This is a genomic window from Paracoccus cavernae (assembly GCF_042430175.1).
Classification (GTDB): Bacteria; Pseudomonadota; Alphaproteobacteria; order Rhodobacterales; family Rhodobacteraceae; genus Paracoccus; species Paracoccus cavernae.
The window spans coordinates 393537-419750 of the sequence record NZ_JBHMDZ010000001.1; the positions used below are offsets into that span (position 1 = coordinate 393537).

At 64.9% G+C, this 26214-nt stretch carries 25 protein-coding genes; 11 read left to right on the forward strand and 14 right to left on the reverse strand.

Annotation, left to right across the window (positions count from 1 at the left end; genetic code table 11):
- The first annotated feature begins 48 nt into the window (after positions 1–48).
- The 4 genes from ACFFUC_RS01965 (at position 49) to ACFFUC_RS01980 (ending at position 6378) form a co-directional block, all read left to right on the forward strand.
- On the forward strand, positions 49–1518 hold the full coding sequence (locus tag ACFFUC_RS01965) for an efflux RND transporter periplasmic adaptor subunit (RefSeq protein WP_377683010.1): 1470 nt from the start codon (positions 49–51) through the stop codon (positions 1516–1518).
- Positions 1519–1524: 6 nt separating this feature from the next.
- Positions 1525–4638 (forward strand): efflux RND transporter permease subunit, encoded by a 3114-nt coding sequence (locus ACFFUC_RS01970; protein ID WP_377683012.1) that lies wholly within the window; start codon positions 1525–1527, stop codon positions 4636–4638.
- Positions 4635–5681, forward strand: a complete 1047-nt coding sequence (selD, locus tag ACFFUC_RS01975; protein ID WP_377683014.1) for a selenide, water dikinase SelD — start codon at positions 4635–4637, stop codon at positions 5679–5681. The genes ACFFUC_RS01970 and selD overlap by 4 nt, the downstream gene beginning before the upstream one ends.
- Positions 5682–5745: 64 nt before the next feature.
- Positions 5746–6378 carry a hypothetical protein gene (locus ACFFUC_RS01980; protein WP_377683016.1) on the forward strand — a complete coding sequence of 211 codons (633 nt, stop codon included), beginning with the start codon at positions 5746–5748 and terminating at the stop codon, positions 6376–6378.
- Between the two features lie 5 nt (positions 6379–6383).
- On the opposite strand, the gene ACFFUC_RS01985 is transcribed toward ACFFUC_RS01980, so the two are convergent.
- Genes ACFFUC_RS01985 through ACFFUC_RS02015 form a run of 7 tightly spaced genes read right to left on the reverse strand, consistent with a single transcriptional unit; the run spans position 6384 to position 13568 of the window.
- The gene (locus tag ACFFUC_RS01985) at positions 6384–7148 is read right to left on the reverse strand and encodes an L-fucose dehydrogenase (RefSeq protein WP_377683018.1); all 765 of its coding nucleotides are present in this window, start codon (positions 7146–7148) and stop codon (positions 6384–6386) included.
- On the reverse strand, positions 7148–8425 hold the full coding sequence (locus ACFFUC_RS01990) for an L-fuconate dehydratase (protein WP_377683019.1): 1278 nt from the start codon (positions 8423–8425) through the stop codon (positions 7148–7150). Before ACFFUC_RS01990 ends, ACFFUC_RS01985 begins: the two co-directional genes overlap by 1 nt.
- Before the next feature lie 56 nt (positions 8426–8481).
- Positions 8482–9423, reverse strand: a complete 942-nt coding sequence (locus tag ACFFUC_RS01995; RefSeq protein WP_377683021.1) for an ABC transporter substrate-binding protein — start codon at positions 9421–9423, stop codon at positions 8482–8484.
- Positions 9424–9443: 20 nt separating this feature from the next.
- The gene (locus ACFFUC_RS02000; protein ID WP_377683023.1) at positions 9444–10427 is read right to left on the reverse strand and encodes an ABC transporter permease; all 984 of its coding nucleotides are present in this window, start codon (positions 10425–10427) and stop codon (positions 9444–9446) included.
- On the reverse strand, positions 10424–11938 hold the full coding sequence (locus ACFFUC_RS02005) for a sugar ABC transporter ATP-binding protein (protein ID WP_377683025.1): 1515 nt from the start codon (positions 11936–11938) through the stop codon (positions 10424–10426). Before ACFFUC_RS02005 ends, ACFFUC_RS02000 begins: the two co-directional genes overlap by 4 nt.
- Positions 11935–12765 (reverse strand): amidohydrolase family protein, encoded by an 831-nt coding sequence (locus ACFFUC_RS02010; RefSeq protein ID WP_377683026.1) that lies wholly within the window; start codon positions 12763–12765, stop codon positions 11935–11937. The genes ACFFUC_RS02005 and ACFFUC_RS02010 overlap by 4 nt, the downstream gene beginning before the upstream one ends.
- Before the next feature lie 53 nt (positions 12766–12818).
- Positions 12819–13568 (reverse strand): SDR family oxidoreductase, encoded by a 750-nt coding sequence (locus tag ACFFUC_RS02015; protein WP_377683028.1) that lies wholly within the window; start codon positions 13566–13568, stop codon positions 12819–12821.
- Between the two features lie 79 nt (positions 13569–13647).
- Here ACFFUC_RS02015 and ACFFUC_RS02020 point away from each other — a divergent pair, with 79 nt between their 5' ends.
- Positions 13648–14433: an IclR family transcriptional regulator gene (locus ACFFUC_RS02020; RefSeq protein WP_377683029.1), complete on the forward strand. Its 786-nt coding sequence runs from the start codon at positions 13648–13650 to the stop codon at positions 14431–14433.
- Between the two features lie 9 nt (positions 14434–14442).
- Here the strand turns inward: ACFFUC_RS02020 and ACFFUC_RS02025 are convergent, their stop codons facing one another.
- Together ACFFUC_RS02025 and ACFFUC_RS02030 are read right to left on the reverse strand one after the other, a co-directional pair.
- Positions 14443–14877: an RbsD/FucU family protein gene (locus ACFFUC_RS02025; RefSeq protein WP_377683030.1), complete on the reverse strand. Its 435-nt coding sequence runs from the start codon at positions 14875–14877 to the stop codon at positions 14443–14445.
- Positions 14878–14937: 60 nt separating this feature from the next.
- On the reverse strand, positions 14938–15777 hold the full coding sequence (locus ACFFUC_RS02030) for an aldo/keto reductase (RefSeq protein ID WP_377683032.1): 840 nt from the start codon (positions 15775–15777) through the stop codon (positions 14938–14940).
- 99 nt (positions 15778–15876) lie between these two features.
- Here ACFFUC_RS02030 and ACFFUC_RS02035 point away from each other — a divergent pair, with 99 nt between their 5' ends.
- The gene (locus ACFFUC_RS02035; RefSeq protein WP_377683033.1) at positions 15877–16305 is read left to right on the forward strand and encodes a PaaI family thioesterase; all 429 of its coding nucleotides are present in this window, start codon (positions 15877–15879) and stop codon (positions 16303–16305) included.
- 36 nt (positions 16306–16341) lie between these two features.
- Here the strand turns inward: ACFFUC_RS02035 and ACFFUC_RS02040 are convergent, their stop codons facing one another.
- Positions 16342–17040, reverse strand: a complete 699-nt coding sequence (locus ACFFUC_RS02040; protein ID WP_377683035.1) for a fumarylacetoacetate hydrolase family protein — start codon at positions 17038–17040, stop codon at positions 16342–16344.
- 142 nt (positions 17041–17182) lie between these two features.
- Here ACFFUC_RS02040 and ACFFUC_RS02045 point away from each other — a divergent pair, with 142 nt between their 5' ends.
- From ACFFUC_RS02045 to ACFFUC_RS02055, 3 genes are read left to right on the forward strand one after another with little or no spacing between them, the layout of a single operon-like run.
- Positions 17183–17836 (forward strand): protein-L-isoaspartate O-methyltransferase family protein, encoded by a 654-nt coding sequence (locus tag ACFFUC_RS02045; RefSeq protein ID WP_377683037.1) that lies wholly within the window; start codon positions 17183–17185, stop codon positions 17834–17836.
- 21 nt (positions 17837–17857) lie between these two features.
- Complete coding sequence (locus ACFFUC_RS02050; RefSeq protein WP_377683038.1) at positions 17858–19255, forward strand: TolC family outer membrane protein; 1398 nt, start codon at positions 17858–17860, stop codon at positions 19253–19255.
- A 47-nt stretch (positions 19256–19302) separates the two neighbouring features.
- Positions 19303–20256 carry a hypothetical protein gene (locus ACFFUC_RS02055; protein ID WP_377683040.1) on the forward strand — a complete coding sequence of 318 codons (954 nt, stop codon included), beginning with the start codon at positions 19303–19305 and terminating at the stop codon, positions 20254–20256.
- A gap of 87 nt (positions 20257–20343) precedes the next feature.
- On the opposite strand, the gene ACFFUC_RS02060 is transcribed toward ACFFUC_RS02055, so the two are convergent.
- Genes ACFFUC_RS02060 through surE form a run of 3 tightly spaced genes read right to left on the reverse strand, consistent with a single transcriptional unit; the run spans position 20344 to position 23018 of the window.
- Complete coding sequence (locus ACFFUC_RS02060) at positions 20344–21540, reverse strand: LysM peptidoglycan-binding domain-containing protein (RefSeq protein WP_377683042.1); 1197 nt, start codon at positions 21538–21540, stop codon at positions 20344–20346.
- A 36-nt stretch (positions 21541–21576) separates the two neighbouring features.
- Complete coding sequence (locus tag ACFFUC_RS02065; RefSeq protein ID WP_377683044.1) at positions 21577–22227, reverse strand: protein-L-isoaspartate(D-aspartate) O-methyltransferase; 651 nt, start codon at positions 22225–22227, stop codon at positions 21577–21579.
- Positions 22224–23018 carry a 5'/3'-nucleotidase SurE gene (gene surE / locus ACFFUC_RS02070; protein ID WP_377683046.1) on the reverse strand — a complete coding sequence of 265 codons (795 nt, stop codon included), beginning with the start codon at positions 23016–23018 and terminating at the stop codon, positions 22224–22226. Before surE ends, ACFFUC_RS02065 begins: the two co-directional genes overlap by 4 nt.
- A 172-nt stretch (positions 23019–23190) precedes the next feature.
- On the opposite strand from surE, the gene ACFFUC_RS02075 reads away from it, so the two are divergent.
- The gene (locus ACFFUC_RS02075) at positions 23191–24111 is read left to right on the forward strand and encodes a sulfite exporter TauE/SafE family protein (protein WP_377683048.1); all 921 of its coding nucleotides are present in this window, start codon (positions 23191–23193) and stop codon (positions 24109–24111) included.
- Positions 24108–24953, forward strand: a complete 846-nt coding sequence (locus tag ACFFUC_RS02080) for a TIGR02186 family protein (protein ID WP_377683050.1) — start codon at positions 24108–24110, stop codon at positions 24951–24953. The genes ACFFUC_RS02075 and ACFFUC_RS02080 overlap by 4 nt, the downstream gene beginning before the upstream one ends.
- 25 nt (positions 24954–24978) lie before the next feature.
- Here ACFFUC_RS02080 and ACFFUC_RS02085 read toward each other — a convergent pair whose 3' ends face one another.
- Entirely contained in the window at positions 24979–26124 is a 1146-nt protein-coding gene (locus tag ACFFUC_RS02085) for a GNAT family N-acetyltransferase (RefSeq protein ID WP_377683052.1), read from the reverse strand.
- Between the last annotated feature and the right edge of the window lie 90 nt (positions 26125–26214).

The window sequence follows — 26214 nt, forward strand, 5'->3', positions numbered from 1 at the left end:
AAAATGCGCGCGTCCCCAAAGGGCGGCAGACACGAGGAACGAGGCAGTATGCTACGCACCAAATCAACTTCTTGGGCTCTTGGTGCGGCGCTTGTCGTTCTGCTTTCCGCCGGCCAGACCATCGCGCAGGGCGCAGCGGGCGGGCGCGGCCAGCCACAGGGCCCGCGCGAGGTCGGGGTCATGCCCGTCACGCAGGAAAGCGTACCCTATGTCGTCACCCTGCCCGGTCGCGCCGTCGCGGTTCAGGAAACCGCCATCCGGCCTCAGGTCGGCGGCGAGGTCCGCGAGATCGTCTATAATCCGGGCCAGCCGATCAAAACCGGCGACACGCTGTTCCGCCTCGACCCCGAGACCCTTGCCGCGGCCCTCGCCGCAGCCGAGGCCGGTGTTGCGGGCGCCGAAGCCAGCCTGACATCGGCCACCGCCATGGTCGAGCGCTACCGCAAGCTGGAGCGCTCCAGCGTCAGCTCGGTCGATCTGTCGGATGCACAGGTGGCTCTGGCGCAGGCGCAGGCCGATCTCAAGGCGGCCGAAGCCGCGCGCGACACCGCCGAGCTTGCCCTGCGCCGCACCACCATCCTCAGCCCGATCGACGGCGTGCCCGATGTTGCCGCCGTCTCGATCGGCGATCTGGTGACCGCGAACCAGAGCGAAGCGATGACCACGATCACGCAGCTCGACCCGATCTATATCGACGTGAACGAATCCAGCGCCCGCATCCTGCGCAACCGCGAGAAAATCGAGGCGGGCAATCTGTTGACCAATGCCGGAGGCGAGACCTCGGCGCGGCTGATCCTCGAAACCGGCGAGCCCTTCAACGGGACCGGCCGCATGGTCAGCCCGGGCGTTACCGTCTCGCCGACGACCGGCACCGTGCCGATCCGTCTGGAGTTCCCCAATCCGCAGCGCCTCATCCTTCCGGGCCAGTTCCTGCGCGTCGACATGACCATCGGCACCACCCGCGCCGTGCTGATCCCGCAACGCGCGACGCGGCGTGCCTCGGACGGCACGCTGACGGCTTTCGTGGCGCGTGACGGCACCGCCCAGCAGGTGACCTTGGCCGAGGCCGGAAGCTACAAGAATTCGTGGATCGTGACGCAGGGCATTACCGAGGGCGAGCTGGTCATTCTCGACGGGCTCGAGAACCTGCGCGCCGGGGCCGAGATCAAGCCGGTTCCCGTCGAGCTTGACGCCAATGGCGTCGTGCGCAACCTGCCTGCCTCGGATCAAAGCGCGAATGCCGCCACCCCTGCCGCATCGGCAGGCGGCGCCGCGCAAGCTCCCGCGACGGCACCCGTCGCAGAGCACCAAGCTCCCGCCGAGGCGACACCAGCCGAAACTGCCCCCGCCGCAACCGCAGCCGGTGCAGCACCTGCAGAAGGCACGCCCACAGAAGAAACAAGCGCAACCACAACGGAACCGGCAACCCGTCCTGCCGCGCGCCCCTCGACCGCCGCACAGCCCGCCACTCCGCCCGCCACCCCGCCCGCCACCCCGCCCGCAAGTCAGGCGGAGTAACCGCGCATGGCCCATTTCTTCATCCATCGCCCCGTATTTGCATGGGTTCTGGCAATCGTGACCATGCTTGCCGGCGGTTTCTCGATCTTCACGCTGCCGGTCTCGCAATATCCCGATATCGCGCCGACCACGGTGCGCATTAGCGCCAACTACTCCGGCGCCACCGCCGAGGCCGTCCAGAACTCCGTCACCACGCCGATCGAGGATGCGCTGACGGGGATCGAGGGGCTGCTTTATACCGTTTCGTCATCCTCGACCGGACGCGCGACGATCACCCTAACCTTCGACGATACCGTCGACCCGATCGATGCGCTCAACGAGGTGCAATCGAACGTGCGTTCGGTCGAAAGCCGGATGCCGACGCCGGTGCAGACCTCGGGGATCACGGTCACGCGCTCGACCTCGTCGATCCTGATGGTCGGCGCGATTGTCGACACCACCAACCAGGCCAGCCGGATCGAGCTCGGCAACCTGCTCGAAGAGGTCGTCGAAGGCCCGATCCGCCGCGTCGAAGGCGTGGGCGGGGTCAATATCTTCGGCTCGGGCTATGCGATGCGGGTCTGGCTCGACCCCTTGCGACTGGCGCAATTCCAGCTGACGCCAGAGGACATCACCTCGGCGGTGCGGGCGCAGAACATGACCGTCTCGGTCGGCTCGCTCGGTACGCAGCCGGTCATGACGGGCCAGCAGTTCACCGCGACGATCACCGCGCAAAGCCAGCTGACCTCGACCGATGATTTCCGCAACATCTTGCTGAAAACCGGGTCGGACGGGGCAACGGTCACGCTTGGCGATGTCGCCGATATCGAGATCGGGCAGGAACGCTACGGCTCGGATTCGCAGTTCAACCGCATGAGCGCATCCGGTTTCGGCGTGAACCTTGCCAATGGCGCCAATGCCGTTTCGACCGCCGAGGCCGTGCGCGCCGAGCTGGAAAACCTCAAATCCGCGCTCCCGCAGGGCATCGAATTCCGCACCGCCTACGACACCGCGCCTTTCGTCGAAATGTCGATCGAGAAGGTCTACCACACGCTGATCGAGGCCGTGGTTCTGGTCTTCCTCGTGATCTTGCTGTTCCTGCAGAATTGGCGCGCGACGCTCATTCCGATCATCGCGGTGCCGGTCGTCTTGCTGGGCACATTCGGGGTGCTCGCGGTGCTGGGCTATTCGATCAACACGCTGACGATGTTCGCGATGGTGCTGGCGATCGGCCTTCTGGTCGACGACGCCATCGTCGTGGTCGAGAACGTCGAACGCGTCATGGTCGAGGACAAACTCGACCCGCTGCAAGCCACCGAGAAAAGCATGTCGCAGATTTCTGGCGCGCTGGTCGGCATCGTGGTCGTTCTATCGGCGGTGTTTCTGCCGATGGCTTTCATGGCCGGCTCGACCGGGGTGATCTACCGGCAATTCTCGGTCACGATCATCACGGCGATGGTCCTGTCGCTGGCGGTGGCGCTGATCCTGACGCCCGCCATGTGCGCGACGATCCTCAAACCCGCTCACGGGCCGGTCCGCTTTGCCCCCGCGCGCTGGTTCAACCGCTGCTTCGACCGCATGACCGAGGGCTACGGCGCGACCATCCGCGCCACTTTGCGCCGCCCTCTCATCGTCATGCTCGTGCTGGGAGCAATGGCTTACGGCGTGGTCGACCTGCTTGGCCGCATGACCTCTGGCTTCATTCCGACCGAGGATCAAGGCGTGTTGCAGGTCCAGATCAGCCTGTCGGAGGGCACCACCTCGCAGCAGACCGCCGCCGTCGTCGAGCAGATCGAAAACTACATGCTCGAGGACGAAAAAGACACGGTCGCCTCGGTCTTCGCGGTGCTGGGCTTCGGCTTTTCGGGCACGTCGCAGGCGCGCGCTATGATGTTCGTGCGCCTGCACGATTTCGCCGACCGCACCACCGAGGAGCAGACCGCCCGGGCGCTTGCCTCGCGCGCGACCGCCAAATTCGGCAACAACCGCGCGGGACGCATCACCTTCATGCAGCCGCCCGCCATTCCCGGCATGGGCAACTCTTCGGGCTTCAGCATGTATCTGCTCGACCTGCCCAGCTCGGGCGTCGATGCTTTGGGGCAAGCCTCGGATACGCTGGAAACGCTGGCGGCCGCCGATCCGCGCCTGCAAAACGTCGAGGGACGCGGCACCGATGACGAGGCCGCCTTGCGCATCGATATCGACCAGCAAAAGGCCGAAAGCTTCGGGGTGAGGGTCGCGGATGTGAACTCGATGCTCTCGACGATCTTCGCGGGGACCGAGGTCAACGACTTCGCGCTCGGTGCGCAGCTGCGCCCCGTCATCGTGCAAGGCAGTGCCGCGAACCGCATGCAGCCCGACGATGTCGACAAATGGTACGCCCGCAACACCGCCGGCGAAATGGTACCCTTCACAGCCTTCATGACCACCGAATGGGAGCCGGTCGAGCCGAGCCTCGCCCGTATCGACGGCATCAACGCCATCGAAGTCACGGGTCAGGAAAGCGATATCGCGAGCTCCGGCACCGCCATGATCGCGATGGAGGAGCTGGTGGCCGAAGTACCCGGCGGCTACGGCACCGCATGGACCGGCCTTGCCTATCAGGAGCGTCAATCGGGCAGTCAGGCCCCCTATCTCTACGCGCTGGCGGTGCTGGTGGTCTTCCTCTCGCTCGCCGCGCTTTACGAGAGCTGGTCGATCCCCTTCTCGGTCATGCTGGCCGTGCCGGTAGGGGTTCTGGGCGCGATCATCGCGGCTCTGGTTACCGGCCAGTCGAACGACGTCTACTTCAAGGTGGCGCTGCTGACGACAATCGGCCTCGCCGCGAAAAACGCCATTCTCATCGTCGAATTCGCGCGCGAGCTTGAGCAGGAATCCGGCAAGCCCCTGATCACCTCGGCGATCGAGGCCGCCAAGCTGCGCCTGCGCCCGATCCTGATGACCTCGCTCGCCTTCATCCTCGGCGTTCTGCCTTTGGCGATTGCGACCGGCGCGGGGGCTGCGGCGCAGAACTCGATCGGGATCGGGGTGATGGGAGGCATGCTCGCCGCGACATTCCTTGGCATTTTCATGGTCCCGGGTTTTTATGTCGTCGTCCGTCAGGTAACGATGTGGCGCAGGAAAAAGGAAAAGACGGCATGAACGACCTCTCTCCGCGTTTGACCTCGCTGGCGCATGGCGGCGGTTGCGGTTGCAAGCTTGCACCCTCGGTGTTGCGCGATCTTCTGTCGGATCAACCGATTGCCCAGATGTTTCCGCAGCTTCTGGTCGGGACCGAGACCGCCGACGACGCCGCCGTCTGGCAGATCGACGACAATACCTGCGTGATCGCGACCACGGATTTCTTCATGCCGATGGTCGATGATCCGCGCGATTTCGGGCGAATCGCCGCGACCAACGCCATCTCCGACGTCTATGCGATGGGCGGACGGCCGATCATGGCTTTGGCCATTCTGGGCATGCCGATCGACAAGATGGACCCCGCCGATATCCGCGCCATTCTGGCCGGCGGCCGCGAGATCTGCGCCGAAGCAGGTATTCCCGTCGCGGGCGGCCATTCGATCGACGCGCCGGAACCGATCTACGGCCTCGCCGTCATCGGCTTGTGCCATCCCTCCGAACTGCGCCGCAACGCCAGCGCGAAAGCGGGCGACAAGCTGATCCTGACCAAGGGGATCGGCGTCGGCATCTATTCGGCAGCGATCAAAAAGGGCCTGCTCGATGAGGCGGGTCAGGCGGAAATGGTCGCCTCGACCACGCTTTTGAACAAGATCGGCACGGATCTCGCGAAACGCCCCGAGGTCCATGCGATCACCGATGTCACGGGCTTCGGCATCCTTGGCCACGGGTTGGAGCTTGCACGCGGTGCGGGCCTCCATCTGGATCTGAACCTCTTCGATCTGCCGCTGTTGACGCGGGCATCGGAGCTTGCCGAAAGCGGGCTGCTGACGGGGGCCTCGACGCGCAACTGGGCGGCTTACGGCCATGACGTGACCCTGCCCGAGGGCCTGCCGCTGTGGCAGCGCAATCTTCTGACCGATCCGCAAACCTCGGGCGGTCTGCTGGTTTCCGTCGCGGCCGATGCCGCCGAAACGACCTTGGCAATGATCCGCGAGGCGGGCTATCCTTTGGCTGCGATCATCGGCGAGGTCCGCGAAGGCGCGGCAGGCATCACCGTTTCCTGACCCCGCCACTCACGAACGGCGGTCCCGCTGCGGGGCCGCTCCCTTTCCTCTACATCGGGTCCGCATGTTCAACTTCCGCAACATCTTGGGCAAAGGCGAGCGCCTTTTGTGGGAAGGCCGCCCGCCGACCGGCATCCGCCTGACCAAAAGAGACAAGCTTTTCGTGCCATTCAGCATCTTCTGGGCCGGATTCGCGGTTTTGTGGAATGTCGGGGTCTGGGTCGCGGATGCGCCGCTTCTCTTCCGGCTTTGGGGCCTGCCGTTTCTGGTGATCGCGGCCTATATCACGGTCGGCCGTCTTTGGTGGGACAGCCGGCAGCGTGCCCGCACCCGTTACGCCGTCACCAACCAGCGCGTCATGATCGCGACGGGGATGGGATCCTCGGTCAAAAGTCTGGACGTGAAAAACCTGCCTGCGCTGATCCTCGACGAAGACGGCAAAGGCAGCGGCACCATCAGCTTCAGCCATGAATCGCAAGCCACAGGCCGCCCGAGCTTTACCGCTTTCGTGAACGGCCTGCCGGAGTTTCGCGACATCGACGGCGCGCGCCGCGTCTACGAGATCATCCGCAAAGCGCAAAGCACCCGCTCGCCCTTCGACGAGGCGGATCAGGCTTTCGGCTCTGCCGCGATCACTCCGGACGAGGCGGACTGGGCGGGGGAAGCAACCGCGACCAGCAATATCCCCCGCGTCTAGCCCGTTCAGCGCCCGATCGAGCGATCAAGATGCGTGTAACCGCCGTCGGGGAAGATCCATTGCCCCGTCGTATGGCTCGCGCGGTCCGACAAAAGGAAGGCGCAGCTATCGGCAATCTCTCGGGCCGTGGTCATGCGCTGGCCCATCGGAATGCGGCGCGTGATCTCGGCCAAGGCGCCCTCGGGGTCTGGCATCGTATCCAGCCAGCGGCGGTAAAGCGGCGTCATCACCTCGGCCACGACGATGGCATTGACGCGCACGCCGTCGGGCAGAAACTCGACCGCCCATTCGCGCGTCAGCCCCAGCTCTGCCGCTTTCGCCGCGACATAGGCCGAGGTTCCCCCCTGCCCCGTCACCGCCGTTTTCGAGCTGATATTGACGATCGCGCCACGGCTCGCGCGCAGATCATCCGCCAGCAAATGAACCATCGTGTAATAATGTACGAGATTCTGGTCGAGGCTGGCGCGGAAGGCATCCGGCCCCGCATCCAGCCCGACCCCGTCATTCGCACCGGCATTGTTGACCAGCCCGTGAACCACGATATGGCGGTCGCGCAGGGTCTGGACCGCGCGGCGGCAGGCCTCGTCATTGCTCAGTTCGACCTGAATGAAATCGGCACCGGTGCGCGCCAGCCAGTCGGGATCGGGCGGCGTGCGGCCGAAGATCACGGGAACCGCGCCCTCTTCGGCGAGAACCTCGACGATCCCCGCCCCGATCCCCGAGCCTCCGCCCGTGACCACGACAACCTTGTCCTTGAGATGCAGGTCCATCAGTCGGGAATCCGGTAGGTTTCAAGGCTTTCGGGCTTCATCTGGATCGAATAGCCGGGCGCCGTCGGCGGCATATAGGCGGCATTCTCGATCACGCAGGGGTCAAGGAAATGCTCGTGCAGGTGGTCGACATATTCGATCACGCGGCCCTCGCGGGTACCCGCTACACAAACGTAGTCGATCATCGAGAGATGCTGGACATATTCGCACAGCCCGACGCCGCCGGCATGCGGGCAGACTTTCAGATCGTATTTCGCGGCCAGAAGCAGCACGGCCATGATCTCGTTCACGCCGCCGATGCGGCAGCTGTCGATCTGGACGATGTCGATCGCGCCCTCGGCGATGAACTGTTTCCACATGATCCGGTTCTGGCACATCTCGCCGGTCGCAACCTGCACCGGCGCGACGCCCGCGCGGATTTTCTTGTGCCCCGCGATATCGTCGGGCGAGGTCGGTTCCTCGATGAACCACGGGTTCACGAAGGACAATTTCTTGACCCAATCAATCGCCTGATCGACCTCCCAGACCTGATTGGCGTCGATCATCAGGTTGATGTCGGGACCAACCTCGTCGCGGGCGATGGTCAGGCGGCGGATGTCGTCATCCAGATCGCGGCCGACCTTCATCTTGATGAATTTGAAACCGGCATCGACAGCCTCGCGGCACAGGCGGCGCAGTTTCGCGTCGTCATAGCCCAGCCAACCGGCCGAGGTCGTGTAGCAGGGATAGCCCTCACGGAGCAAAGTCTCGATCCGCGCGGACTTGCCGGCGGCCTGCTTGGTCAGATGCGCCAGCGCCCATTCGGGCGTCATGACATCGGTGAGATAGCGGAAATCGATGCAGCGCACGAATTCCTCGGGGGTCATGTCGGCGACGAGACGCCAGACCGGCTTGCCCTCGATCTTGGCCCAAAGATCCCAGACGGCGTTGACGACCGCGCCCACTGCCAGATGCATCGCGCCCTTGTCCGGCCCGATCCAGCGCAGCTGGCTGTCGCCGGTCACATAGCGCCAGAAGCGGCCCATATCGGCGGCGACCCAATCCATCTCGAGGCCGACGACCAGATTGCGCAAAGCCTCGATCGCCGCGATGCAGATCTCGTTGCCGCGCCCGATGGTAAAGGTCAGCCCGTGGCCCTGATGCGGCCCGTCGGTCTCGAGGATGACATAGGCCGCCGAGTAATCGGGATCGGGGTTCATCGCATCCGACCCATCAAGCGCTTTCGAGGTCGGGAATCGCACATCAACCGTGCGCAGGCCGGTAATACGGGTGGTCATTGGGGGGCTCCGCAGGAAAAGCGGGCCGAGGCGAACGCGCCCCGGCCCCGATTGGATCAATCGTAGAGAACAGCCGAGATTTCGGGGCTGTCGATGTTGGTTTTGTCGTACCAGAAGAAGCCGGTATCGATGTTCTTCTCGACCGCCTCGCCCTTGGCTGCAGCCAGAGCCGCCTTGACGGTTTCATAGCCGATGCCGACGGGGTTCTGGGTGATCGCGCCCGCCATCAAGCCGTCGCGGATCGCCTGTTTCTGCGCCGCGCCCGAATCGTAGCCGACGATGACGACTTTCGCGTTCATCTCGCGCACGCCGTTGACGACACCGATGGCCGAGCCTTCGTTCGCGCCGAAAATCCCCTTGAGGTCGGGGTTGGCCTGAAGGATCGCTTTGGTGATCTCGGTCGATTTCAGCTGGTCGCCGTCGCCGTATTCGGTGGCGACGATCTCGATCTCGGGGTGCTTTTCCTTCATCTGGTTGAGGAAGCCGTCACGACGGTCGATCCCCGTGCGCGAGGTCTGGTCATGAACGACCAGCGCGACCTTGCCCGAACCGCCGATCAGCTCGGCCATCTTGTCGGCCGCAAGCGCCGAGGCCGCGAGGTTGTCGGTCGAGGCGGTCGCCACCGGAATGTCGCTGTCGACGCCCGAGTCGAAGGCCACGACCGGAATATTGGCCTCTTGCGCCTGTTTCAGCAGCGGAATCGCCGCTTGGCTATCGAGCGCGGCAAAGCCGATCGCGGTCGGTTTCTTGGCAAGCGCGGCGGCCAGCATGTCGATCTGGCGGTCGACCTGTGTCTCATTGTCCGGCCCCTCGAAGGTCACGGTCGCGCCGAATTCTTCGCCCGCCTTGTCGGCTCCGGCCTTCACGGCCTGCCAGAACTGGTGCTGGAACCCCTTGGAGATCAGCGCCACATAGGGCTTGTCCTGCGCGGCAGCAAAGCCGGTCGAGAGCATCAGGGCAGCAGCAGCGGCCCCCATCAGCATGCGTTTTGTGAACATCATTGCCTCCCTGGTCTGGTTCACTTGAGTTTGCCGCGTCGCAGTTGGTCCGCGTAAACGGCGATAATGATGATCGCGCCGGTGACGACGGTCTGCCATTCGGGCGCGACCGACAGGATGCGCAGGCCGTTGGTCAGCACCGACATGATCAGCGCCCCGATCAGCGTCCCGAGGATCGTCCCGCGTCCCCCCGCAAGCGAGGTTCCCCCGATGACCACCGCGGCAATCGCGTCGAGCTCGTAGCCCTGCCCCAAAGCGGGCTGGGCAGAGTTCAGGCGGCTGGAAATCAGCAGACCCGCGATGCCGCAGATCGCGCCGGCAAGCGCATAGATCGCCATTTTCCAACCATCGGTATTGACGCCCGACAGGCGCACGGCCTCTTCGTTGGAACCCAGCGCGAAAGCGTAGCGGCCCAAAAGCGTGCGCGACAGGATCCATGCCGCGAGGCCTGCGACCACGAACAGGATCAGCACGCCGTTGGGGACCGGCAGGCCCGGAACGACGGCTCCGATCAGCGAGCCCTGCGAGATCTGCGTGAAGCCCGGCGTGTCGTTGAAATAGATCGGTTTCGTGCCCGAAATCACCAAGGACAGGCCCTTGAGGATCAGCATCATGCCCAAAGTCGCGATGAAGGGCGGGATCTTCATCTTGGCCACGAACGTCCCCGAGCAAAGCCCGCAGAACGCCCCCGTCAGGATCGCGGCCAGAACACCGACCAGCAAAGGCATCCCCAGCCAGGTCAGCACCACGCCGGTCATGACCGCGCAAAAGGTCATCAAAGTGCCGACCGAAAGGTCGATGCCGCCTGTGATGATCACCAGGGTCGCCGCCACCGCCAAGACCCCGTTGACCGAGGTCGCCTGCAGGATCGACATCATGTTCGTGACTTGCAGGAACTGCGGCGAGGCAAGGCTGAAGACGACCAGAAGGACGATCAGGCTGGCGAAGGCCAGCAGCTTTTGCTGTGCACCGCCTGTGAAAAACGCGCGGGGGCTGCTGGTCATGCGGCATCCTCTTTGGTCATGCTGTCGCGGCGGGTGGCAAGGGCCATGATCGCCTCTTGGGTGGAATGGGCGGGCAGAATGCCGGTCAGACGGCCCTCGCACATCACGGCGATGCGGTGCGACAGGCGCAGGACCTCGGGCAGCTCGCTCGAGATGACGATGATGGCTTTTCCGGCGGCGGCCAGCCGGTTCAAAAGCGCGTAGATTTCGGATTTCGCCCCGATGTCGATGCCGCGCGTCGGCTCGTCGAAGATCAGGATGTCGCAATCACGCAGCAGCCATTTCGCGATGACGACCTTCTGCTGGTTGCCGCCCGAAAGCAGCCGGACCTCTTGGCGGTCGCCCGGCGTGCGGATGCCCAGACGCTTGATGTAATCCTGCGCGATGGTGCCCAAGGCCTTTTCGTCGATGCGGCCCAGCCGGTCGGAATGGCCGTCAAGGCTTGCCATCGCGATATTGGCACGCACATCCATCCCGAGCGCGAGGCCGTAATGTTTGCGGTCCTCGGACAGATAGCCGATCCCCGCGCGCACGGCATCTTTGGGCGAGCGGATCGCCAGCTTGGCGCCCTTCACCGCGATCTCTCCGGCCTCCAGCGGATCGGCGCCAAAGATCGCACGCGCGACCTCGGTACGGCCTGCGCCCATGAGACCGGCAAAGCCCAAAATCTCGCCCGCGCGCAGATCAAAGGACACGTCGCGGATCTCGCGGCCGCGCGACAGGCCGCGCACCGACAGCATCACCGGATTGGCGGAGGTGTCGGGAAAATCGGTACTGTCCTCGCCCAGTTCGCGCCCGACCATCATCGAAATGATCGTCTCGATCGGGGTTTCGGCAGCCTGAACCGTGCCGACATACTTGCCGTCGCGCATCACCGTCACGCGGTCGGAAATCCGGCGGATCTCGTCCATCTTGTGGCTGATATAGACGATGCCCACGCCTTCTGAACGAAGCTGGCGGATGATGGTGAACAGCTCGGCAATCTCGGCATCATTGAGCGCGGCGGTCGGCTCGTCCATGATCAGGACGCGCGAATTGAGGTTCAGCGCCTTGGCGATCTCGATCATCTGCTGGCGCGCGATGGTCAACCCGCCGACCCGCGCCTTGGGGTCGATGTCGATATTCATGCGCTTGAACAGCTCGGCCGCGCGGGCATTCAGCGCCTTTTCGTCGATCCGCCCGAACGACAGGCGCGGCTCGTGGCCGATCATGATGTTTTGCGCCGCCGTGAGGTCGTTCATCAGGGCAAGCTCCTGATGGATGATCCCGATGCCCAAAGCCTGCGCCTGACGCGGCCCGTCGATGGTCACGGCCGCGCCGCCCACCTCGATCGTGCCGCTGTCGGGGGTATAAACGCCCGAGAGGATCTTCATCAGCGTGGATTTCCCCGCGCCGTTTTCACCCATCAGCGCATGAACCTCGCCGCCGTGCAGATCGAAGGACACCCCGTCCAGCGCCTTGACGCCCGGGAAGCTCTTCGAAATCGCCTTCATCCGGACCAGATCGCTCATAGGGATATCCCGTAAAATCGCGCGGCATTGCCGCCCATGATTGCGGCGCGCTCGTCATCGGTCAGCTCGGCGAGAAGCTGGTCGGTCAGGCTGCGCCAAAGCGCGTAATCGCCGGCAAGGTTCAGCACCGGCCAATCGCTGCCCCAGATCAGCCGCTCCGGCCCGAACCAGTCGAGCAAGCGCCCGACAACCGGCCCCAACACCGCCAGAGGATCGGCAAGCTGGGCGGGCGACACCTCGGTCAGAAGGCCGGAAAGCTTGCAATGGATGCGCGGATCAGCAGCCAGCGCGGCCATGCCCGCCAGCCATTCCTCGTCCTCTCCCCCCACCGCAAGACGCGGCTTGGCGGCATGGTCGATGACAATGGCGAGGTCGGGGTTTTGGGCCGCGAATGTCGCAAGCACGCCCAGATGGCGCGGCGTGACCAAAGCGTCGAAGGTCAGGTTCATCCGCGCCATAGTCGCCAAAGTATCGGCACGCGGCGCGGTCAAAAGCCAATCCGTCTCGGGGATGTCCTGCAGCATCGGGCGGATGCCGCGAAAGCGCGGATTGATCGCCAGATCCGAGATCTGGCCGCAGGTGCTTGGCGCGGCCAGATCGACCCAGCCCACCACACCCGCAAGGCGCGGATGTTTGAGGCGCAGGAGATAGTCGGTTTCGGCCGAGCTCGGCGCGGCCGAAACCGCAATGACCGGCGCCGTCCCCGGCATGTCGGAGGGGGCAAAATCGCGGCGGATCGGGGCAAGGGGGCCACCCTCGCCCTCGAGCCAGCCGTAATCGCCGCGTGCGAGCGACCAGAAGTGGCAGTGAGCGTCGATCTCGGTCATGTCGCGCGGCCCTCCCCAACCGCTTGTCAGCCCTTATCGTTCGGTTTGCGCCCTCAGATCGTGACGCCGCCATCCACCGACAAAGCCTGCCCCGAAACGAAGCGGCTGTCGTCGGACAGCAGATAGACGACCATCGGCGCGATATCCTCGACCGTGGCGAGACGCCCCATAGGCTGGCGCGCGATGAAGTCCTTTTCCGCCTGAACCGGGTCGGCGGCCGAGGCGATGCGGCCGCGCAGGCTGGGCGTATCGACGGTGCCCGGGCAAACCGCATTGCAGCGCAGGCCCTGTTTCACGAAATCGGCGGCAATCGCCTTGGTCAGGCCGATCACCGCGGCCTTGCTCGCGCCGTAAGCGGTGCGGTTGGCGAAACCTTTGATCGACGAGGCCATCGAGGCCATGTTCACCACCGAAACCGCGCCGGTTTCCTTGGCGCGTTCCAGCATCCCGGGCAAAAGCGCGCGGATGGTGCGCATCATCGCCTTGACGTTCAGGTCGAAAGCGAAATCCCAATCCTTGTCCGCGATTTCGAGCACATTGCCGTTGTGGACCACGCCCGCGCAGTTGAACAAACCGTCAAGCGCGCCGACCTCTGCGGCAAGGGCGTCGATCGCCTCCTGGCTGGTAACGTCGAAAGCGCGCGTCTCCATCCCGTCCAGACCGGCCAGCAGCGCGGGATTGACGTCGGTTGCGATGACATGGGCTCCCTCTGCCGCGCAGGCGATCGCCGTGGCGCGTCCGATCCCCTGCCCCGCGGCGGTGATCAGGATCCGTTTTCCCGCAAGCCTTCCCGTCCGAGCCATCTGTCCCTCCCTTGACGTGTGGTTCATATATGGACAGTCTATTCACATATGAATTTTTCTGGCAAGCAGAGATTTCGCCATGTCCGAAACCACCGATCAGCCGCCCGAAAGCGACGCGGGCGCCGCGCGCTACCGCGCCCCTGCCCTCGACAAGGGCCTTGATATCATTGAGCTTCTGGCCAAGCAGCCCGACGGGCTGACCCGCGCCGAGATCCAGCGCGACATGGGACGCAGCCCCTCGGAAATCTACCGGATGCTCGAACGTCTGGTGGCGCGCGGCTATGTCTCGCGGCTGGCCTCGGGCGATCGCTACATGCTCTCGCTCAAGCTGTTCGTGCTGGCGAATGCCCATCCGCCTTTGCGCCGTCTGGTGCATCAGGCCCTGCCGCTGATGGACCGTTTCGCACGCGAGACCCGCCAATCGCTGCATCTGGTGATGCCCGACCACGAGGCCGCGGTGGTGGCTGCGCAATCAAGCCCCGGCACGACATGGGAGTTCCGCGTGCGTGTCGGTGCGCGGCTCGATTTGCTCGATACCGGCTCGGGGATCACGCTTCTGGCCTTTCGCGACGCGGAATCGCTTGCGGCGACCCGTGCGCTTTGGGACGAGCCTGCCCGCGACGCCCGACTGGCCGCAATGGCCCCCGAGCTGGCACGCATCCGCGCCGCCGGTCACCGCATCGGCGATTCGCGGCAATTGGTCGGGGTTCAGGACATTTCGGTGCCGATCCTGTCGCCCCTCAACGAGGCGATTGCCGTCATCACCTGCGCCTTCATCGCCCATCCGGAGGGCGGCCCCGAGGATGCCGTCGCCCCGACTCTGGCGCGGCTTCAGGCTTTGTCGCGCGATCTGGCTGTGAAATAGAAGCGGGCCTCAGCCGGGGATAATTCCCTTGCGCAACAGAACATTGCCGTAAATCCGCGCCTCCTGGCAGTGCAGGATCGCAAAGGCGTTGCGGGCGCGCTCGTAAAAGGCGAACCGCTCGACCGTATCCTGGCCGACCCCTTCGGCGGCGATCAGCGGCGTGATTTCGGCCACGGTATCGGGGATCATGGCGGCATCGCCCACGACCTGCATCGTGGTCGCGGCCGCAGTCACGAATGTATCGAGCGGCAGCAAGGTCAGCACCGCCTGAACCGAGCGCGTGAGATTGGCGCCGATGGTCAGGACACTCCCGTAGCTGGTGTGTTCGGCCATGGAATAAGCGGGGAAATTCGTATCCACGATCGCCAATTCGTCGCCATGGCCCATCATGGCCAGCACATGCAGAAGCGAGGGCGAGATCAGCGGATCAATCTGTTTCAGCATCGGGTCGTCATCCTGTTTGCCGGCGCGCGGCAAAGGGCACGCGCGCGGGCGGTGGCGGTTCTAGATCATCTCGAGCGGGCGCGGCCCGTCCGGCGCGGGGAAAATGCGGTCGAGCGCGAGCAAGACATCCTCGTGCACGACCAGATCCAGCGCGGCGGCGGCATGGTTTTGCGCGACGTGATCCAAGGTCGCGGCTTTGGGAATGGCGATGGTTCCGGCGCGGTTGAGAACCCAGGCCAGCGCCAGCTGCGCCGCCGTCACGCCAAGCCCCGCCGCCAGACCGGCAAGGCGGCGATCGCCCGCCAAACGCCCCTGCTCGACCGGACTATAGGCCATCGCCGGAATCGCGCGCCCGCCCATCCACGGCAGCAGATCATATTCGGGACCGCGCCGCGTCAGATTGTAGAGGACCTGGTTCGTGGCGCAGCGCGTACCGCCCGCCGCGATCAGATCCTCCATGTCTTCGGCATCGAAATTGCTCACGCCCCAATTGCGGATCAGCCCGCGATCGCAAAGCGCCTCCATCGCGGAAACCGTCTCGGCCAAGGGGATCTCGCCGCGCCAATGCAGCAGGTAGAGATCAAGCCGGTCGGTCCCGAGGCGGCGCAGGCTGGCCTCGCAGGCGCGGGGCAACGCGCTGGCCGAGGCGTTCCACGGATAGGCCTTGGAGACCAGAAACAGCCCGTCGCGACGGCCCGATATCGCTTCGCCGACAAGGGTCTCCGCTTCGCCGTCGGCATACATTTCCGCGGTGTCGATCAGGGTCATGCCCAGCTCGATCCCGTACCGCAGCGCCGCAATCTGGGCCGCGCGGAGCGAGGGGCTCTCGGCCATTTTCCACGTTCCCTGCCCGAGGGCCGGAACGCTGTCGCCGGATGGAAAGGTGACTGTGGGTTTCATGCTCCGATCCTGCCCCGCGCATCCGCCCCGCGCAAGCGGCGTGATTGCCCCCGCAAGCGCGCCATGCCACTTCTTGGCCGAACGAGCACAGGAGAGACCATGACGGACGCGCGCGAACGGATGGAAGACATCGCCATGGACCAGCCGCCTTTCTCGGTGCTGCTGGGGATCAGGATCCTCTCGGTCAGCCCCGACGAGGTGGTCGCGGAAATGCCGGTCACCCTTGATCTGAGCAACCGCAACGGCGTCCTGCACGGCGGCGCGATCATGAGCTTTGCCGACAATGTCGGCGGCACCGCGACCATGATGAACCTGCCCGAAGGCACCACAACGACGACGGTGGAAAGCAAGACGAATTTCCTGCGCCCGATCCGCATCGGCGATACCGCCCGCGCCACCTCGATCCCGCTCCACAAGGGGCGCACGATGATGGTCTGGCAGACCTCGATCACGCGCGGCGACGGCAAACTGGCGGCGGTGGTGACCCAGACCCAGCTGGTCATGGTCTGGGAAGAAGGCAGGGGCTAAGCGCCCCGCCTCCGCCCGCCTGCCCGCTTGCCGCGCCTATTCGGCGGGCCCGACCTCGAGGACCACTCCGGCCAGCCCGTCGATCCCGCCCTCCAGCCGGTCGCCCGCCGTCACCGCGCCCACGCCCGCAGGCGTGCCGGTCATGATCAGATCGCCCGGCGAGAGGTGATAGAGATGCGAGAGATCCGAGACGATCTCGGCGACGCTCCAGACCATGTCGGACAGCAGCGCATCCTGCCGGACCGTGCCGTTCTGCGCCAAGTGGATGCGCTGCGCGCCGACCGCGCCTAAAGCCTCGCGCCGCGTCAGCGCGCCGAGAACCGCCGAGCCCTCGACGTCTTTGGATGTGTCCCAAGGCTGGCGCTTGGACTTGGAGCGCGCCTGAAGGTCGCGCCGCGTCATGTCGAGCCCCGAACCATAGCCGAAGATCACCCCCTCGACCTGATCGGGGGCGATGCGGAAAGCGGGCGCACCGATCGCGATGACCAGCTCCATTTCGTAGTGGAAGTCCTCGGTGCCGGGCGGATAGGGCAGAACCGCACCGCTTTGGGTCACGGCATGCGGAGCCTTGGTGAAATAGAAGGGCGCCTCGCGGTCGACCTCATTGCCCATTTCGGCGGCATGGGCGGCATAGTTGCGCCCCACGCAAAAGATGCGGTTGACCGGATAGCGGGCGGTCTCGGCCAGCACGGGGATTGATCGGGGCGCGGCCGGCGCGAAGAGATAATCGGTCACAGTGGTCTCCTGTTGGGGGCGGGGATAGGCGAACTCCGGCAAATTAGCCTTATGCTAACGAATTTCACGCAACCAGCGCCGTTGCCCGCGCCCAATTTTCGTGGCATTAGATGGCGAAAGCAACCGAGGGCAGGGTCCGGAAATGACCGATTTCGCGCAACGCCGCACCATGATGGTCGACACTCAGGTGCGACCCAACGAGGTGACAAGCTACCCTGTCATCGACGCCATGCTGACCGTTCCGCGTGAGCAATTCGTCCCCGACGCCCTGCGCAATGTCGCCTATGCCGGCGAGAACATCGAACTCGCGCGCAACCGCGTCGAGCTGGAGCCGCGCACCATCGGCCGCATGCTCGAGGCGCTCGACCTGCAATCCTCCGACCTCGTGCTGCATGTCGGCTGCGGCTACGGCTATGCCACCGCCCTGATGGCCCGCATTGCCGAGGCCGTCGTCGCGACCGAGGAAAACCCCGATATGGCTGCCGAGGCGCAAAGCCGCCTTGCCGCGCAAGACATCTATAACGTCGCCGTCACGCAGGCCGATCTGACCGCCGGCTGGCCCGGTCAGGCGCCCTATGACGCCATGCTGGTCGGCGGCGCGATCGAGGCCCTGCCCCAAGCCATCGCCGATCAACTTCGCGAGGGCGGCCGCATTGTCGCCTTGTTTGTCGAAGGCCAGCTTGGCACGGTGCGTCTGGGCCACAAACTCGACGGCCAGATCAACTGGCGTAACGTCTTCAACGCTTTTGCCCCGATCCTGCCAGGTTTCAAACGTGTTTCGAGCTTTGCGCTCTGACTGCATCAGAAAGGCTCGTTAATGATTGGACGTACATTCAAGGCCCTGCGTCGCCCGCTTTTCGCCGCGCTGATCGCAGGGGCCTCGGCCCTGCCCGCGATGGCCGAAACCTTGGCCGATACGATGGTCGCGGCCTATCGTCATTCGTCGCTTCTCGAACAGAACCGCGCGGTTTTGCGTGCTGCCGACGAAGATGTCGCCACGGCAATGTCGGCGCTGCGTCCGGTCGTGAGCTGGATCCTCGAGCAGAACTACCAAAACATCGAAGGTTTCGACGTCCGCCAGACCGCCCTGTCGCTGCAGGCGCAGATGACGATCTATGATTTCGGCCGGAGCCAGGTCGCCATCGACGGTGCCAAGGAAACGGTTCTTGCCACGCGCTCGGCGCTGGTCGGCGTCGAACAGGACGTGCTTTTGTCCGCGGTCGAGGCCTATCTGAACGTGCGTTCGGCCCTCGAACAGGTTGACCTCCAACAAAACTCGGTGCGCGTTCTGTCGCAGGAACAGCAGGCGGCAACCGACCGCTACGAGGTTGGCGAGATCACTTTGACCGACGTGTCGCTGGCCGATGCCGCCCTTGCCGCGGCCCGCGCCAACCACGCCGCCGCCGAAGGCAGCCTCGAAGTCGCGCGCGAAGCCTATCTCGCCGTGACCGGCCGCATGCCCAACAACCTTTCGGCCCCGCCGCCGACGCCGACGCTGCCCCCCTCGCTGGATCAGGCACGCGGCATTGCGCAGCGCACCCATCCGGGCATCCATCAGGCACAACATTCCGCAGCCGCATCCGAGCTCGGTGTGGCCGCTGCCGCGGCGGAACGTCGTCCGACCATCACCGGCAGCGTCGGCATCGCCAGCCAGCGCGGCAACTCCCTGGGCATTCGCGACGCCGATACCCGCGATACCGGCTCGGCCTCCTTGTCGATGTCGCAGACGATTTACTCGGGCGGCCGCCTCTCGGCGCAGCACCGCAAGGCCATGGCGCAGCGCGATTCCGCGCGGGCGCAGCTTTTGGGCACCTCGCGTCAGGTCAGCCAGGCGGTCGGGACCGCTTGGGCAGGGATCGACGTGGCCCGCGCCCAGATCCGCGCCATCGACGAGCAGATCGTCGCGGCGCAACAGGCCTATGACGGCGTGCGCGAAGAGGCCACTTTGGGGGCGCGGACCACCCTGGACGTGCTCGATGCCGAACAAAGCCTCCTCGAGGCGCGTGCAAGCAAGATTTCGGCCGAGGCCGATCTCCAGTTAGCACATTATCAACTTTTGGCTGCTATGGGTTTGCTGACGGTAGAAAACCTGAAGCTCGGGATCCCGACCTATGACCCATCAGCCTATTACAATGCGGTGCGCAACGCGCCTTCGACCAGCAGCCAGGGCCAAAGCCTTGACCGCGTGCTGCGCGCAATCGGCCGGGGCGAATAACCCGACCGGATGTCTTTCTGCCAAATCGGCCTGGCGGGGTGCCCGTCATGGCTGATCTTGGTGAAAACGCCTCCGCCAGCGAAATCTCCGAAAATATTGGTGATGTTCTTGCCTCGATCCGTCGCCTGATCGCGCAGGACGAGGCCAACCGCAGCGTGACGGACCCCGGCCAACGCCTCCGTCAGGTCGCGATCGATCAGGCGGAGGTCGCGCGGAACCAGCCCGTGCAAGCGTCACAGGCCGCGCCGCGCCACGCGCCCCAATCGCCACCCTTGATGCTCGGCGATCCGGATATGGTCCCCCCGCAAGGCAATGCGAAGCCGCCGATGCGCCCGCGTCCCGCGAATGAATCCCGACCGCTCCGCATCGCGCCCGAGGGCGGCCCGACCGCCCCACCGCCGCTTTCGCACGGCCAACAGGCGGCAACGCCCCACCGCATGACCGAGCGGCGCTTTCCCGCGCCGCCCCCGATGCAACCGGCCACGCTGCGCCCCGAGCACCTGACCATGCCGGAGCCGCGCCCCTTCCAGCAACGCGAGATGCGGCCCGATCTCGGAGCACAAACCGCGCCGGCGGCCCCTCGCGCGCTCACCGGCGACATGGCCGGGTTCGCTGGTGATGCGACGGCGCCGCGCGATGATGCGTCTGTCGAGGCAGCCGCGCCCCTGTACGACGAGACGCGCCTTCCTGAACCCGAGGGTTTTGCCGCAACCCCCCCAGCACTGCCGCAGCCGGATCGGGACATGCGGGATGACGAGGGACTGTCCTTCGTGAGCGTCGAGGAGACTGCCCCCGCACCCGCCTCCGTCGAAGAGGAGCTGCACCTTTTCGCCGCCCCCGAAGACGAGATGACGACCGACCGGCTTTTGCGCAACCTGATCCGGGACGCCGTGCGCGAAGAGCTTCAGGGCGAGCTCGGCAGCCAGTTCAGCCGCAACCTCCGCCGCCTCGTGCGTTCGGAAATCGATCTCGCCCTGCGCCGGATCCGCAAAAGCGCCTGACCACCGCCCAAAAGAAAACGGGGCACGCTGGTGCCCCGTTCTCGACAGATGTGATGCAGGAGGCCCGGCGCGCGCCGAACCCGTCGCTCAGTTGAGGTATTTCTCGGGATCGACGCTTTCAAAGCCGTCGCGGACTTCGAAGTGGACGATACCCTGATTACGGGCCCGACCCAGCGTGGTGCCGGTGCTGACCTTGTCGCCCTTGTTCACCGCGACATTGTCGAGCCCCGCGTAAACGGTCATCAGATTGCCGTCATGGCGCACCACGATGATCGGAACGTTGTCGACATCGCGCGTGATCGCCGCGACCGTCCCGCTGCCTGCCGCCGTCACTGCCGAGCCGGGCGCAGCGGAGATGTCGATACCCTCGTTCGTGCCCTTTTTATAGGTCCGCGCGATAGCGCCGTTGGCGGGCATCCGGAACTTGCCCGAACCCGAGGCCGCCGTCCGCGTCTTGCCCAGATCGGGCGCGTTCGGCGCGGCCACCTTGGTGGCGGCAGGGATGGTTTTCTCGTTTGGCAGCGGCTCGGCTGCCGAAGGCGGGCGCGGCGTCGGGCTCGCGGTCCCCGGCGCATTCACCACCTCTGCGGTTTTCGCCGGAGCCTGACCCGCCACCGGTATCAGCAGACGTTGGCCCGGACGCACCGCCATATCGGGGGTCAAGCCGTTCCAGCTTGCCAGATCATTGACCGTCACGCCGTATTTGCGGGCAATCGACCAACCGGTTTCGCCCGAAACAACCACATGCTGTTTGGGCTGCGGCGCCGGTTGCTGCACGGTTTTCGCGGTGCTGCCCGACAGGGTTTTCGAGGTGACTGCCGCCTCTTGCGTCGGCACATTGGGCTTGCGCACGCCTTGGCCGGCAAAGGGATCGCTGACCTGACCGGTCGAGGAAACCGGCACCGTCACCATTGCCGGCGCGGCTCCCGCCACGCGGGTCGGCAGCGCCACAACCGCACCGGCATTCAGCACACTGCTCGCGTCAAGCGCGTTATATTGTGCGACCTGCCCCGCATTCAGCCCCAACCGCGAAGCGATCGAGGCGATCGTATCGCCCTGGCGGGCAACCGCGACCTGATAGCCGGGATAAGAAATCACGCCGCGCTGGTCGGGTTGCGGCCGCGGTTGCGCGGCAGCGGCGGCATCGCTGGTCTTCAGCCCGCCGGTCCGCAGATCGGGATCGAAATTCCGGAGATCGAAGCCGGTATATTCGCCATTCGGCCCGCATGACGCCAAGGCCAACAGGGTCAATGCGCCCGCTGCGGAAAGTCTGAAACCCGTCATTTGCCCGTCCTTATTTGCCTCGGCTTGCGTCGGGGGTCATGTCTGTCCCAACCCCTCGACCAGCGGCACGAAACGCACCTGCCGCAATTCGTCATAGTCGAAACCCGTCTCGGAGCGGCGCACGCGGATCAGCGTCTGCACCGCATCGGACTGGCCGACCGGAACCACCATGATACCGCCGATCTTCAACTGCGCCAAGAGCGGGCCAGGCGGATCTTCGGCCGCGGCGGTCACAATAATGCGGTCGAAGGGCGCCTGTTCCGGCAACCCGAAAGAGCCGTCGGCCACGCGGGTGGTGATATTCGTCAGCCCGAATTGCTGGAAGATCTCTTCGGCCTCGACCACCAGCCTGCGGTGGCGGTCGACGGTATAGACCCGCCGGCACAGCAGCGCGAGGATCGCGGCCTGATAGCCCGATCCCGTCCCGACCTCGAGCACCTTGTCGCGCGGACCGACCTCGAGCGCCTGCGTCATCAGCCCGACAACCGAGGGCTGGCTGATCGTCTGGCCGCAAGGGATCGGCAGCGGCGTATCCTCGTAGGCGCGATCCTCGAAATGGCCGCGCACGAAGGGGCCGCGGTCGATCCGCTCCATCGCCTCGAGCACACGCGGATCCGTCACCCCGCGCGAGCGGAGCTGGAAGAGGAAGCGCATCTTGCGTTCCGGGATGTCATCGGGGTCACTCATCCCTGGTCAAATACTCCGCGCAATTGCGACAGGCTGTCGTAGCAGGTCAGATCCGGCCGCATCGGCGTCACCGAAATATAGCCCGCCATGTTCAAATCAACATCACTGCCCGGCGTCGCGTCAACATTTTGCGACCCTCCGACCACCCACAGAAAACGCCGTCCGGTGGGCGAAATATAGGGTTCGACCTCGAAGCGGGTGCCCCGGCGGCGGCCTTGCGGCGCGGCGCGTGTGCCTTTGACCTCGGCGGCCGGACAGGCGGGGAAGTTCACGTTGTAGAACAGGCGGAAATCGACATCCGATTGCCAATCTCCGTGATCGAGAAGCTGGCGGATGATGCGGGGGGCATGTTTGCGCGCCGCCTCGAAGGGGTCGGCCAGACCGGCCGTGCCCGCGCCCAGATATTGCGACAAGGCGATCGCGGGCAGGTTCTGGAGCGCCGCCTCCATCGCGCCGCCGATCGTGCCGGAGTACATCGCGTTCTCGCCGGAGTTGTTGCCGCGGTTCACGCCCGAGAGCACCAGATCGGGCGGACAATCCTTCATCACGTCCGAGATCGCGGCCAGAACGCAATCGGCGGGGCTGCCTTCGGCGGCATAGCGGCGCTCGCCGAGCTTCGCGATCATCGTGGGGTGGGTATAGCTGATGCAATGGGCAACGCCCGATTGCTCGAAAGCGGGGGCGACGGTCCAGACCTCGCCAGAGGGCCCGGCGATCTCCTGAGCGATCTCGGTCAAAGCCTCGAGGCCCGGGGCGTTGATCCCGTCGTCATTGGTGATGAGAATCCGCATCTTCTGTCCCGCTTCCTGCTTTGCGCCGCTTGGCAATACAATTAACCGTCACGAGAGTCGGCGACAAGCAGCCGATAAGGCCAGCACCAATTGACAAAGATGCCGCCCTGTTCATTTGACCTTACCGAGCCGCGCAGGCACTATTGCCGCAGGCCTTTGTTGCGGAACCGAAATGCAGATCTATCTTCCCATCGCAGAGGTCGTGGTCAACGCGCTGACCCTGATCGGTCTGGGGGGCGTCGTGGGCGTCATGAGCGGGCTGTTCGGCGTCGGCGGAGGTTTCCTGATCACGCCCCTGCTGTTTTTCATCGGCATCCCCCCCGCGATTGCGGTGGCGACCGGCGCCAATCAGGTGGTGGCCTCGTCCTTTTCCGGCGTGCTCGCCCACCTCAAACGCAAGACCGTCGATTTCCGCATGGGCTGGGTGCTACTTGCAGGCGGGCTTGTCGGATCGTCCGTGGGGGTCATCATCTTCAACATGCTCGAAAGACTCGGGCAGGTCGATCTGGTGGTGCAGCTTTGCTACGTCGTCTTTCTCGGGCTGATCGGGACGATGATGTTCAAGGAAAGCCTCGGAGCGCTGCGCCGCGCCAAGGCCGGACCGATCAAACCCGCGCGCCGCAACCAGCATGTCTGGGTCCACCGCTGGCCGTGGAAGGTGAAATTCCGCGCCTCGGGGCTGTACATCAGCATCTGGCCGCCCCTGATGGTCGGGGCCGCAGTCGGGGTTCTGGGCGCGATCATGGGGGTCGGCGGCGGCTTCATCATGGTGCCCGCCATGATCTATCTGCTTGGAATGCCGACGAAAGTCGTGATCGGGACCTCGCTTTTCCAGATCACCTTCCTGTCCGCCTACACTACGCTGATGCATGCGGTTTTCTCGAATACCGTCGATGTCATGCTGGCGATCCTGCTGATCGTGGGCGGGGTGATCGGCGCACAGATCGGCGCCAATCTCGGAGCGAAACTCAGGGCCGAGCAGCTGCGCATCCTCATGGCGCTTTTGGTGCTTGCGGTCTGCGGGCGGCTGGCGCTCGATCTCTTTCTGCGCCCCGAAGAGCTTTACTCGATCACGCCGGGGCTGATCGGATGAGGGGCGGATTCTGGGCCGCTCTGGCGCTTTGCGCGACCGCATGGGCCGCGACGGCGCAGGATACGACCTATCCCAATTTCGGCGACCCCCAAAGCCCGCCGCGCGGAGTCGCGACTTTCCCCCATGTTCCGGCCGAACAGGTCGTGGCGGGGCTTTCGCATAACGACGTCGATATCACGACAAATTTCGACGGCTCCGAGATCATCATCTACGGCGCGATCAAACGCGAAAGCGCAATCCCGCCCGGGCCGCCGCTCGATGTGATCGTCACCGTCGAGGGACCGCCGCAATCGGTCACCATCCGCAAGAAAGAGCGCAATCTCGGCGTCTGGATGAACACCGAAAGCCTGCGCATCGGCTCGGCACCGGATTTTTACGTCATCGCGACCACGGGCCCGCTCGACCGCATTCTTCTGCCCGAACAGGATGCGAGCCACCGCATCTCGATCCCGCAGGCGATCCGCGCTTTCGCAGGGCCGGTCACGGTCGAGAATACCGTCCCCTTCACCGAGGCCTTCGTGCGGCTGCGGCAGGAAAGCGACCAGTACCGCCTCGACGAACATGCGGTGCGGCTGGTCGAGCAAACCCTGTTTCGTGCCGATGTCCGACTGCCCTCGAGCATCGTCGAAGGCACCTATTCGACCCGCATCTTCCTGCTGCGCAACGGCGTGGTGATCGACACCTATCGCGCGCCGATCATCGTCCAGAAGGTCGGGCTGGAGCGTTGGCTCTATCGTCTCTCGCTCGAACAGCCGCTGCTTTACGGGATGATGTCGCTCCTGATCGCGGTCGGCGCGGGCTGGGCGGCCTCTGCGGCCTTCCGCAGCTTCAAGCGCCAGTAGATGCGCCGCCTCCTGGCCGTCCGGCCTAATGCCCCGTGACCTCGCCGCGCCGGAAGGGGCCGAGTTCGGTCAGGATCTCGATATCGTTTTCGACCGCATCGCGTTCGCGACGCAGATAATCGGCGACCGCATTTCGGAAACCGGGGTCGGCGATCCAGTGGAGTGAATGGGTCTCGACCGGAAGATAGCCGCGCGCAAGCTTGTGCTCGCCCTGCGCACCCGCCTCGACGCGGGCGAGATCATGGTCGATCGCCCAATTGATCGCCTGATGGTAGCACAGCTCGAAATGGAGGAAGCGGTGATCCTCGAGGCAACCCCAATAGCGCCCGTAGATCGTATCGCCGCCCAGAAAATTCAGCGCGCCCGCAATGGGTTCGCCGTCGATTTCGGCCAGAACCAGCAAGCAGTCGTCGCGCATCGTCTCTTGAAGCCGGTCGAAAAACGCCCGCGTCAGATAGGGCCTGCCCCATTTGCGCGAGCCGGTGTCCTGATAAAAAGACCAGAAGGCATCCCAATGTTCGGGGCGCAGATCCTCGCCGGTCAGAAGCCGGATCTCGCCGCCGAAAGCCTGCGCCCGCTCGCGCTCCTTGCGGATGGCCTTGCGTTTGCGCGAGGACAGTTCGCCCAGAAAATCCTCGAAAGAGCCGTAGCCGTGGTTGAGCCAGTGATATTGCTGGGTCACGCGGGGCAAGAAGCCCACCTTTTCGCCAAGTGCCGCCTCGGCCTCGGTGCAGAAGGTGACATGGGCGCTCGACATGCCCGAGCGGCCCGCAACCTCGGCCATGGCCTGCAAAAGCGCGGCCTGCACCTGCGGATCGCGCGCGAGCAGACGAGGGCCGGTGACCGGCGTAAAGGGCACGGCGCATTGCATCTTGGGGTAATAATCCCCGCCCGCACGCATATAGGCTTCGGCCCATCCGTGATCGAAGATATATTCGCCCTGAGAGTTATTCTTTAGATAACAAGGTGCTACCCCGACAACAACGCCGTCGAGCCGCGCAACCAGATGGCTCGGGAACCAGCCGTTAGCCTCGCCGACCGAACCCGAATCCTCGAGCGCGGCCAGAAAGCGGTGGGTGACAAAAGGATTGCCGCCATCGCCGCAGCCGTCCCATTCGGCCGCGGAAATACCGGAAATCGCTGAGAGGACGGAAACAGTCAATTCGCTCATATCAGGCAAGCTAGGCCGAATTCGCGCAAGCACAAGGGGCGGTTGAGGGTTGGCGCGGCAAGGCGGCCGAACCGCCCGCCCCAACCATCC

Bases quoted from the DNA above. Each gene is read 5' to 3' on its own strand.
- selD (WP_377683014.1), top strand. From the start codon at position 4,635: ATGAACGACCTCTCTCCGCGTTTGACCTCGCTGGCGCATGGCGGCGGT.
- ACFFUC_RS02060 (WP_377683042.1), bottom strand. From the start codon at position 21,540: ATGACGGGTTTCAGACTTTCCGCAGCGGGCGCATTGACCCTGTTGGCC.
- ACFFUC_RS02065 (WP_377683044.1), bottom strand. From the start codon at position 22,227: ATGAGTGACCCCGATGACATCCCGGAACGCAAGATGCGCTTCCTCTTC.
- ACFFUC_RS02075 (WP_377683048.1), top strand. From the start codon at position 23,191: ATGCAGATCTATCTTCCCATCGCAGAGGTCGTGGTCAACGCGCTGACC.
- ACFFUC_RS02010 (WP_377683026.1), bottom strand. From the start codon at position 12,765: ATGACCGAGATCGACGCTCACTGCCACTTCTGGTCGCTCGCACGCGGC.
- ACFFUC_RS01980 (WP_377683016.1), top strand. From the start codon at position 5,746: ATGTTCAACTTCCGCAACATCTTGGGCAAAGGCGAGCGCCTTTTGTGG.
- ACFFUC_RS02005 (WP_377683025.1), bottom strand. From the start codon at position 11,938: ATGAGCGATCTGGTCCGGATGAAGGCGATTTCGAAGAGCTTCCCGGGC.
- ACFFUC_RS01970 (WP_377683012.1), top strand. From the start codon at position 1,525: ATGGCCCATTTCTTCATCCATCGCCCCGTATTTGCATGGGTTCTGGCA.
- ACFFUC_RS02030 (WP_377683032.1), bottom strand. From the start codon at position 15,777: ATGAAACCCACAGTCACCTTTCCATCCGGCGACAGCGTTCCGGCCCTC.
- ACFFUC_RS02035 (WP_377683033.1), top strand. From the start codon at position 15,877: ATGACGGACGCGCGCGAACGGATGGAAGACATCGCCATGGACCAGCCG.
- ACFFUC_RS01985 (WP_377683018.1), bottom strand. From the start codon at position 7,148: ATGGACCTGCATCTCAAGGACAAGGTTGTCGTGGTCACGGGCGGAGGC.
- ACFFUC_RS02085 (WP_377683052.1), bottom strand. From the start codon at position 26,124: ATGAGCGAATTGACTGTTTCCGTCCTCTCAGCGATTTCCGGTATTTCC.
- ACFFUC_RS01965 (WP_377683010.1), top strand. From the start codon at position 49: ATGCTACGCACCAAATCAACTTCTTGGGCTCTTGGTGCGGCGCTTGTC.
- ACFFUC_RS02050 (WP_377683038.1), top strand. From the start codon at position 17,858: ATGATTGGACGTACATTCAAGGCCCTGCGTCGCCCGCTTTTCGCCGCG.
- ACFFUC_RS01990 (WP_377683019.1), bottom strand. From the start codon at position 8,425: ATGACCACCCGTATTACCGGCCTGCGCACGGTTGATGTGCGATTCCCG.
- ACFFUC_RS01995 (WP_377683021.1), bottom strand. From the start codon at position 9,423: ATGTTCACAAAACGCATGCTGATGGGGGCCGCTGCTGCTGCCCTGATG.
- ACFFUC_RS02000 (WP_377683023.1), bottom strand. From the start codon at position 10,427: ATGACCAGCAGCCCCCGCGCGTTTTTCACAGGCGGTGCACAGCAAAAG.
- ACFFUC_RS02080 (WP_377683050.1), top strand. From the start codon at position 24,108: ATGAGGGGCGGATTCTGGGCCGCTCTGGCGCTTTGCGCGACCGCATGG.
- ACFFUC_RS02025 (WP_377683030.1), bottom strand. From the start codon at position 14,877: ATGCTGAAACAGATTGATCCGCTGATCTCGCCCTCGCTTCTGCATGTG.
- surE (WP_377683046.1), bottom strand. From the start codon at position 23,018: ATGCGGATTCTCATCACCAATGACGACGGGATCAACGCCCCGGGCCTC.
- ACFFUC_RS02020 (WP_377683029.1), top strand. From the start codon at position 13,648: ATGTCCGAAACCACCGATCAGCCGCCCGAAAGCGACGCGGGCGCCGCG.
- ACFFUC_RS02045 (WP_377683037.1), top strand. From the start codon at position 17,183: ATGACCGATTTCGCGCAACGCCGCACCATGATGGTCGACACTCAGGTG.
- ACFFUC_RS02015 (WP_377683028.1), bottom strand. From the start codon at position 13,568: ATGGCTCGGACGGGAAGGCTTGCGGGAAAACGGATCCTGATCACCGCC.
- ACFFUC_RS02055 (WP_377683040.1), top strand. From the start codon at position 19,303: ATGGCTGATCTTGGTGAAAACGCCTCCGCCAGCGAAATCTCCGAAAAT.